We start from the raw sequence: 9,103 nt of genomic DNA on the forward strand, positions 1-9,103 counted from the left end.
TTCGAAGCCTACGCGGCGCACCTCCTCCAGACCGGCACATTCGATGCCGATTTCGTCCTGGATGACCACATCGTGATCGCCACTATCAAAGAAAAATCGTGCCATCCGAAAGCTTCCGTCACCACTAAGCTGCGGGGTTCCTTTGGTGCAGGTACGTCGTTTCGAAATCACCTGCACGAGTGAGGCCGGGCCAATCAAGAGCCTGCACCCTTGGGCCTGTGGTGGCGATGAGGCCTCTACGTCGAAGTTCCTGAAGCATTCGGTTGACGTGGACTGTAGACAAGCCCAATGCATCGCCAAGTGCTGCCTGGGTAATGGGAAGATCCGCGACGTGATCCTGGATGCGTCCAACCGAGCGCAAGCGAAAGATCAGTTCGCACAAGATGTGAGCCATGCGCGTATAGGCCTCGCGTCGTCCCACATTCGTAACCCATTCCCTGTAAATCGCTGCATCGATCAGCGTCGAGCGCCAAAAAGCCGTGGCGATTCGGGGATGCTGTTCGCAAATGGCGCGAAGAGCGTCATGTCGCATGAAGCCCAGTCTGGCTGCTGTCAGGGTCGTGAAATTGCAATCCATGACCGACAGATGCAGTCCGTGCAGATCGGGAATGTCCCCAGCCACAAAGAAGGATGTAATCTGCCGTTTGCCATCGCCGGTAAGTTTGGTGGAACCGAGCAGGCCATCCAAAACCACGAACGAATTGACAGGGCGGTCACCCTCACGCACCAGGTCGTAATTGGCAAGAAAATCCTTCTCCTGAATTTGGATGTCTTTCAAAACATCAATATCGCCCTCTCGGAGATCCGAGATGCTCTGGAGCTTGCGGATAAGTACATCCGAGGATGAAGTGGGTGACAAAGTGGCTACCTAGCTGATGTTGGTTATCGAACTTGCATCCGCGTCAAAAGTTCCGGATAGCCGTAACGAGGCGCCGGACTGCTGGTCGGGAACTGGGAATTCAGGATGCCGAGGCAGGTCCTTGGCCGGGACTTCATTGCACGGGGCACAGGAGTGCTGCACACCCATAATCGAGCCCCTCGAGCAGCGCATTAACCTATGACATAGGCTGCGCTCGCAATGGTCGCTGCGACATCACATGAGGTGGTTGATCCGCCAAGGCCTGACGCTGCAACCTCACCTATGAGGGCCAGATGGCTCCGGCCAGGCATCAGGCAAAAGGCGTCTCACCTGAAGCGAGAAATCCGGCCTTGCAAATGGGCATCTCAACGAGCCCGCTTGAGGTCCGGCCGCGCAATGTCGCCACACGGTTGACGAGCGGCTATCTATTGGCGTCACTCATGGTTCATCAGGCGTCTCCAAAATCCGGCCTGGTGGGGAATCGAACTTTCTGCCGATCAGCGGGCTTTCGGATATGTCCGTCGGAAACGATGTGGAGAAATTGATGCGGAACCTTATACTGGCCTTCGCAGCACTTGCCCTACCCGCGTGCCAATCGGCTCCTGAACCGCTGCAATCCGCCGCTATCGAACCTGCTGCCATTCCCTCCCAATCCGCCTTGGATCCTGCCGTTGTTCCCCCCGGCCCGGCAATAATGGATCAATCCGTGGCAATCATTCCTCCTTCAAAGGGCGTTCCAACAAAGTACGCTGCTTTTTCGGGCAATTGGGTCGGGCGATTGGAAGGCACATATGAAGGTAAACTGTCTGTTCAATCTGTTTCTTCAAACGGAAAGGTGACCGTAACCTACGCATGGGGAATTCTGAGCGATGACAATCCGGGTGAGGCCGCGGGCGAAGGAAAAATTGTAGGGAATACGTTGAAGCTGGGGCGCCTCCCGAATGGCGCGGACGTCAGTTTTAGGATGATGCCCGACGGCACGCTGTCCGCAACCCATACGCTCGCCGGCCAGACCTATACGGGCATGTTCATCAGGCAGTGATCAAAGAAGATACGGCCGCGTTCCCGCGGTTTTTGATCCGAGCATCCCGCGCCCTTGGACCATCTCCCATAGCGGCCCTTGAAATGCCAGTCCCTGGCGTCATAGCCGCTACGTTCGAGGACCGTGGCGGCCCCGGACCGAAGCATTTCCTCAACATGGAGGTCAGGAGACCCGCCTGACCGCCCACGTCCCAAAACACACCACCGATGCCAATCCCCATTAATTCTGAGGGGCTGCGGGGCGTTTCGGCGCGGCTTGCACGGGGTTCGCGCAGGTTCTGTTGGGACCCGGTTTGCGTACGTTATCGAAGGTGTGCGGTGTTGGTTCGCCCCAGGTGGACCTGCTTTGCACCGCCTGCGACAGTCCCTAGCGAATGGCGCTATCCTCGCTGCCGCGAATCGGACGCGGGCTTTTTTCTTGTTTCGTGAAACGAAAGGTCATTCCGCAAGTTGGCTTCCCAAAGGAGGAACCCAATGAAAAAGGATGGCGATGGCCGAGTCGAAAAGGGCAATCAGCAATTGCTTGCCCGACGTCTGTCTGAAGAAGTCGGTATTTCAGAGCCGGATGCGCGCGGTCTGATCAAGCTTATCGGCACGGATTGGAATTCGCTGCTTCGTGAAGCCCGATTTCTGAAAGAGAGGCACTAGAACGCTTCTGCCGGTCACATGATCTCGACTGAAAATATTATTGCTCTCGCGGCGGTAGTTTCTGGGCGCCGCCGGCTGTGAGCGAAGAACATGCTTCCGCCCCATCGGAGGGTGTCATGACTGCTCCCGCTACCACGCGCCTTTAGAAGGCAGCGTCGACGACAAAACCCGTGTGATGTGGCTGCTGCACTCCGGAGCGCACTTCGAAGAAGCCACTTTAAAGACATGCTACGGGGTAGAGGCTGTTGAGCCGCGCACCTTATGGCTGGATCATCTCATTGCCAGAACAGGACCGTCCAAGGGAACTGCTGCAGGTGGCGCCTGGTGGGATATTGTCACTGGCATCCGACGAAGGCTAGTGGGTCATACCTCGGCCGGGCCCGCACTATTGGTCCGTCCATGGCGCGGCCTTCTTGGGAGAAGAGATTGACCCGTGGGTACGGGTTGGCTCACGCGCGACTGTGTCGCGTAGCGTCGCAGGCGGACCGAAGCGATGGCGCGATGAAGAGGCGCAGGCCAACCGCCGTTGATCTTCAGGCCGTAAGCCCGGCCCCACACCTCAAACGTTGAAGCCGTTCGCTCGGCACTCGACGCCGTGCCCGTCAGAGGCGTGAGCCTTGACCGTGGGTTCATCTGCAGTGACTGGCAAAGGTAAGATCATCCGAGCCGGCGCCGCATCCCTCCATACAGCTTGCGGCTTGCTCAACTGCGACTGATTTATGCCGATCGTCGGCGCGTTGCGATGGCACCTCGTAGGAAGGGTCTGCCCGGATAACCGGCTCCAGATCGTGGGGGAAGTTCGGCGCATGGACAGGCAGTGCTTCGGCCGAATTGTCGCCCTTTTGAGCCATCGCTGGAAGGATTTCAGCGATCTCGACCAGGATTTCCTTGAGCAGATGTCTCATCTGCGCGCCCGCCCTGCGGCCCCTTGCTATGGCGATCAAACTTGCTGACGTAGCCAATGTTCCCGCTTGAGCTGAATGGCGCGCGCTCTGCCGGCAAAGATCGAAGGAGCGGCTTGACGCGACGGGCCTCGTCCCTCTCGCCTGCATGATCGATATTGGAAAGTCGAAATTTGAACGGACTGTTGCCTGCCTTCGCCGGAGCGTTGGATGATCCGATCACGGCATGTGCCTGACCCCCGACTTGCCTCGCGCAGCTTCTTCCCTGGCTGCTGTCTGCCTCTGACGGGGTCGACGGGAACAAAGGCTCGATCATCCGGTTTGGAACCATCCCGTTAAGCACAGGACGAAAGTGCAGCCTGGCGGATGAGATACGGCAGCCGGATTGCTCATGGCTGCTTCGATCTGCATTCGGCAGCCGAGACTGAGCCCAAATGCCTGCAGGAGACTTCGTATGAGCGAAGCACGACACAGCGAAGGCAATGAGGTGACTTCGATTGCGGGCACGTCGCCCTTCGCCAGTTTTTTCATGGCTGGCTTTGAGTGCTCGTCGCACCGGCGCAAGGACGGCGTCCGCCTCGATCTTATCCGTGCGACCTCGCACTATTTGCACGCCCTGGGCGACTACCGCCGTTGCGCCGAACTCGGTCTTCGTACCGTCCGCGACGGGTTGCGCTGGCACCTCATCGAAACCGCTCCTGGAAACTATGACTGGTCAAGCTGGACGCCGATGGTCGAAGCAGCGCAATCGGCAGGTGTCCAGGTCATCTGGGACATCTTCCACTACGGATGTCCAGACCACGTTGATCAAGGGTCGATGCATTTCATCGATGCCTATGCCTCGTTCGCTGCAGAAGCTGTGAGGGTTCATCGTTCAATCGCCGGTACAGCGCCTTTGTTGTGCCCGATCAACGAAATCTCGTTTTTCGCCTGGGCTGTTGAGGTTGGCTATTTCCCGCGCGTTGGCCCGAAGAAGCGGGGATGGTTCAAGAGGCACCTCGTGAGAGCTGCAATAGCTGGCGTTCGCGCGATGCGCGAGGTCGATCCCGCTTGCAGATTTGTCTGGGCCGAGCCGCTTATCCACATTGCCCCTCGCGACCGGACGCGGACCGAACGGCGTCGGGCCGAAAATGCCCGTCTCGGACAGTTCGAAGCTTACGACATGCTGCTGGGCCGGGCAGAGCCCGAGTTGGGGGGCAGCGACGATGTTGTCGATGTCGTTGGCCTGAATTTCTATCCGCACAATCAGTGGTACCTCAACGGGCCGACGATTCCCATGGGGCACCACGAGTACCGTGCCCTATCCGAGATGCTGATCGAGGTCGCGCATCGATATGGCAAGTCGATGTTCATCGCCGAGACCGGCTCCGAGGGATCAGGCGGGGCGGCGTGGCTCCATTATGTCTGCGACGAGGTGCGTGCCGCAATTGACCTCGAAGCGCCGATCGAAGGTATTTGCCTATACCCGATAACCGCCTATCCGGGCTGGGACAATTCGCGGCATGCGGAGGTGGGATTGTTTTCGGTCGTCCAGGCGGACGGCAGTCGGCACGTCCGCAAGCCCATCGCGCAGGAATTGGCCCGCCAGCGAGCTTTGTTCGCGGCGAACCTGACGCGTTAATACATGAGCGGCACGAGGGATGTTGCGAGCGCCTGTCGGCGCCGCCTTGCCACGCTCGATGCTCCCAGGTACGTCCGGGTGGCGAGCTACAGCGCCCCTTCGGCCAACGACGCCTTCCCCGCGCTCGCCCATTCCGGGACGCTCTTCTGGATGCGGGCGAAGGTTGCCAGGGCCTGCCCGACCACCTGATCCATGTTGTAGTAGCGGTAGGTTGCCAGGCGACCGACAAACCACACGTCGGGACAGGTTGCGCCAAGCGCTTCGTAGCGCTTGAAGAGCTCTTCGTTTTCGGCCCGCGGCACCGGATAGTACGGGTCCCCGATATCGGTAGGATATTCGTAGGTCAGACTGGTCCGCGCGTTCTGCTGGCCGGTCAGATGTTTGTACTCGGTGATGCGGGTGTAATCTTCCGTCTGGGGATAGTTGACGACGGCAACCGGCTGAAACTGCTCTTGGTCGAGGGTGACGTGCTCGAAGCGGAGCGAACGATAAGGAAGACGCCCCAGCCGCCAGCCGAAGTACTCGTCGATCGGGCCGGTATAGATCAGGCGGTTGAACGGTATCTCGTCACGAATTTCGCGGAAGTCGGTCTGCAGCATGATCTTGATGTTCGGATGGTCGAGCATGCGCTCGAACATCCTCGTGTATCCGCCGGCAGGCATCTTCTGGAAGCTGTCGCTGAAATATCGGTCATCGCGGTTGGTCCTGGTCGGCACTCGTGCCGTCACCGATTTGCTCAGCTGGTTCGGATCGACGCCCCATTGCTTTCTGGTGTAGCCACGGAAGAATTTTTCGTAGAGTTCGCGTCCCACGGTGCTGACGACAACATCCTCGGCCGTTCGCACGTCCTCTACCGTTTCGCGTCGCGACGCGAAGAACTCCTCCAACTGTGCAGAATTCAGTTCGAGGCCATAAAGGCGGTTTATCGTGTCGAGATTGATCGGGATGGGGAGCAGTATCCCATCCACCGCCGCCAGAACCCTATGCTCGTATGTGCGCCATTGGGTGAACTGCGAGAGGTAGTCCACGATCGACTGGCTGTTGGTGTGAAAAATATGTGGCCCATAGCGGTGGATGAGGATGCCGGCTTCATTATAGCAATCATAGGCGTTGCCGCCGACATGGCTGCGGCGATCGACCAAGAGAACGCTTTCATGACGCTGCGAGGCTATTCTTTCGGCAAGCACGCTGCCGGCAAACCCCGCGCCGACGATCAGCCAATCGAACATGGCTATGCGCTCCTGCGCAACGGGACGACCTTCTTGCGTCGGTAGGCGCCCTCAATGTGAGCGGCCATGGCCGTCCATGTTCTTTCCCACGACATGTCAGCCAGATAGGCATCGACTTGCGGCAGCAGCATCTCACGCGGTCGCAAAAGCATGGAGCGCAGCTTGCTCTCCAAGTCGTCACTGTCGGCGATTTCCACCAGTCCAGCAGCGCCGTAGCTGCGCACGACGTCAACGATCGCCGTCGAGATTACGGGCAGGCCCGCAGCCAGGAACTCTGGCGTCTTGGTTGGGCTGATGAACCGGGTCGCCTCGTTGAGTGCAAACGGCATCCAGCCGGCATCCCAATGGCGCAGATAATCGGGCAGGTCGCAGTAGGCCTTGGCACCCAACCAATGCAGGTTGTCGGCCTTCGGCAGGATTGCAGGATCGATTTTGACCACGGGGCCAATCATGACGAAATGCACGTCCGGCATCGTCCGCGCCGCTAGCGCCACGAGTCCGGCGTCCAGCCGCTCGTCGATGACGCCGAAATACCCCACCCTCGGGTGAGGAATGCCGGCCTGATCGGCTGGGTCCTTTCCTGGCAGCCTTGCCTTGTGAAAATGTTTCACGTCGATGCTGCTCGGAAAGGGGTAAATAGCCTGATGCAGGCGGCGCTTGGTCTCGAACAGGCTCAGGCCACCGGTGAAAACGAGATCGGCGCGGCGCAGAAGTGCCTTTTCCATCTGCGCCAGTTCGGGCGGCGCATTCTTGAAAGCGGAGAGTTCGTCCATGCAGTCGTAGACGCATATGTCTGGGTCAAGAAACTCCGTGAAGCGGAGAGCCATCGGCGTGTAATACCAGGCGATCAGCCGGCTGTGCGGCATAGAAGCTATGATCTGCTGAACAAACCTCCGCTGCACGGCATCTGATTTCGCGGCCGACGCGCCGAGCGGCAGCACTGGTGTCACGATCAGGATGTTTGGCGATGCCTCGCTCGTCCGCATCTGCGGCTGTGGCAGTTCTTCGAAAACAGGCTCCTCAAAGTAGACCACTCTCTGCTGCTCTGATGCGAGGGTGAGGATATGCTGCGGCCGTTGATGAACGAAATTCCATCGCAAGTGGGAGAAGCAAACCAGTAGATTTTCCCTGCCAGTGTGTTTACTGGCGGATACCCTGCCCAAGGCTGCTTCCATTGAGATGTTCCTTCCCGTAATCTTTAGTTTATGTTACGACTAACATTTGTTAAGCGCGGATCGAGGAGAAATAGACTTCGATGCCAGGTCCTAACTTTCCAGCGCGTGAGTTGTTCCAAGGTGAAGTGAAGAGCTCTCGGTCACCGCTCGGATGACGAATGCGACCATATTTCCGCGAAGCTGAGAACGCTCGCCGCGCATCGCCGGGCTTTGAAAGCGTGAGCGACGGCGGAATGTCGGTGGAGAACGGACCTGCCGTATTTGCGTTGAAGTCGCTGGCTATAAAATGTGCAGGACATCAAGTTGATTCGCCCGCATCGCTGGCGAGTCCGTGCCAGGCGAATTCCGGGGCTGATATGAAGATCGACTTTGCGACCAACGCTTTTCCGCTGTTTCATCCGCAAAGCGTGGATGATCTCAAGGACCCTTGCCCCGTCTTTGATGGCAGCCTGTGGCACGTCTTCGGCTCGAGCGGCACGGTGACCACCGAGACGTGGACGATACTGCACGCCACGGCGCCGGACCTTTATGGGCCGTGGACCGAGCATCAGTCGATCGAGCTTCCAATCAATGGGAGTGGTGTTGCGGCTCCGGGGGTCATCCACGAAAGCGGCGTCTTTCACATGTTCATCCAGACCGAGTTCATGAAGTCTGGCGGCCGCTGCGAGCATGCGGTTTCCAATGACGGGTTCCAGTGGGTGGTTCTTAGCCCCGCAATCCTCGCGATCCCGGACACGGAGGAAGATGGCATTTACGATCCGCATCCCGCACTTATTGGCGGCAAGCGCTACCTCGTCTATTCCGCCATGCCAAAATTCACCAGGGTGCCGCAGCCCGACATCTATCTCGCACGCAGCCAATCCGACTCATGGTTCGGTCCCTGGAAGCGGATCGGCAAGATCCTCGACCACAATGATGTGCCTCACCACAACACAAGAGAGGATCCCGACTATGAATGGGGCATTGAGGGCGCACAACTGGTCGAATTGCCGGACGGTCGCGTGCTTCTCAATGCCACTTGCTTTCTGCCCAATGGCCTTCGCGGGAACCGGCAACGCGTGTTTTTTGCCATCGCGGATAACGTTGCTGGACCTTACGTCTCGATCGGCCCGGTGCTGGAACCAGGCCAGCCGGGAGAGAACGGCCACTCGACAGTGATGATCGAAGGCAGCCAGCTTTCACTGTTTTATCAGAGCCGGGTCGCCACGACTGATCATCGGTGGCGCTACGGCTTGGCCAGATGTGACGTCGCTCTGCTTTCCAGGGTCGCGTGATCCGGTCGGCGCCACTCGTACCGACTGCATCAACGAACTGGACGGCTCGCATTGCGAATAAGCGTCCGTGGCTCGAGACATTCCCGCGGAAAACTGCCGGAATTAAGTGTTCCTCGCACGGAACAATGCATCAGAGCTGAGGTTCGGCTGACTTCCAACCAGGAGTCAGCCATGTATTACACCGACAAGAAATTGCAGTACCCGGTTCGTGTGGAAACGCCCAATCCAGTCTTTGCCCGTGCCTTGCAGCAGGCCATCGGCGGAGTAGAAGGCGAGATCCGCGTGGCCTTGCAGTATTTCTTCCAGGCATGGGGATGCCGCGGGCCGGCCAAATACCGCGACCTGTTGTTGAAC

9 protein-coding genes are annotated in these 9,103 nt (G+C 58.6%); 5 read left to right on the plus strand and 4 right to left on the minus strand.

The genetic code is table 11. The features are described 5' to 3' along the window. Positions 1-124: 124 nt before the first annotated feature. Positions 125-859 carry a Crp/Fnr family transcriptional regulator gene (locus tag EN879_RS13685; protein WP_013525123.1) on the minus strand — a complete coding sequence of 245 codons (735 nt, stop codon included), beginning with the start codon at positions 857-859 and terminating at the stop codon, positions 125-127. A 544-nt stretch (positions 860-1,403) separates the two neighbouring features. On the opposite strand from EN879_RS13685, the gene EN879_RS39900 reads away from it, so the two are divergent. Both EN879_RS39900 and EN879_RS13695 read left to right on the plus strand, forming a co-directional pair. Beyond that, complete coding sequence (locus EN879_RS39900; protein ID WP_013525124.1) at positions 1,404-1,901, plus strand: hypothetical protein; 498 nt, start codon at positions 1,404-1,406, stop codon at positions 1,899-1,901. A 473-nt stretch (positions 1,902-2,374) separates the two neighbouring features. Continuing rightward, positions 2,375-2,548 carry a hypothetical protein gene (locus EN879_RS13695; protein ID WP_013525125.1) on the plus strand — a complete coding sequence of 58 codons (174 nt, stop codon included), beginning with the start codon at positions 2,375-2,377 and terminating at the stop codon, positions 2,546-2,548. 629 nt (positions 2,549-3,177) lie between these two features. Here EN879_RS13695 and EN879_RS13705 read toward each other — a convergent pair. Next, positions 3,178-3,453 (minus strand): hypothetical protein, encoded by a 276-nt coding sequence (locus tag EN879_RS13705; RefSeq protein WP_082826808.1) that lies wholly within the window; start codon positions 3,451-3,453, stop codon positions 3,178-3,180. 451 nt (positions 3,454-3,904) lie between these two features. Here EN879_RS13705 and EN879_RS13710 point away from each other — a divergent pair, with 451 nt between their 5' ends. Beyond that, positions 3,905-5,071, plus strand: a complete 1,167-nt coding sequence (locus EN879_RS13710; RefSeq protein WP_063170785.1) for a hypothetical protein — start codon at positions 3,905-3,907, stop codon at positions 5,069-5,071. A gap of 86 nt (positions 5,072-5,157) precedes the next feature. On the opposite strand, the gene glf is transcribed toward EN879_RS13710, so the two are convergent. Beyond that, positions 5,158-6,300 (minus strand): UDP-galactopyranose mutase, encoded by a 1,143-nt coding sequence (gene glf, locus EN879_RS13715; protein ID WP_063170784.1) that lies wholly within the window; start codon positions 6,298-6,300, stop codon positions 5,158-5,160. A 2-nt stretch (positions 6,301-6,302) separates the two neighbouring features. Continuing rightward, complete coding sequence (locus EN879_RS13720; protein WP_024504622.1) at positions 6,303-7,475, minus strand: glycosyltransferase; 1,173 nt, start codon at positions 7,473-7,475, stop codon at positions 6,303-6,305. A 158-nt stretch (positions 7,476-7,633) separates the two neighbouring features. On the opposite strand from EN879_RS13720, the gene EN879_RS13725 reads away from it, so the two are divergent. Continuing rightward, positions 7,634-8,749: a hypothetical protein gene (locus EN879_RS13725; RefSeq protein ID WP_164774404.1), complete on the plus strand. Its 1,116-nt coding sequence runs from the start codon at positions 7,634-7,636 to the stop codon at positions 8,747-8,749. A 171-nt stretch (positions 8,750-8,920) separates the two neighbouring features. Continuing rightward, on the plus strand, positions 8,921-9,103 hold a 183-nt coding region (locus EN879_RS13730; RefSeq protein ID WP_206520945.1), incomplete at its 3' end, for a manganese catalase family protein.

It is taken from the genome of Mesorhizobium sp. M7A.F.Ca.AU.002.02.1.1, assembly GCF_003998535.1.
Taxonomy (GTDB): Bacteria; Pseudomonadota; Alphaproteobacteria; order Rhizobiales; family Rhizobiaceae; genus Mesorhizobium; species Mesorhizobium ciceri.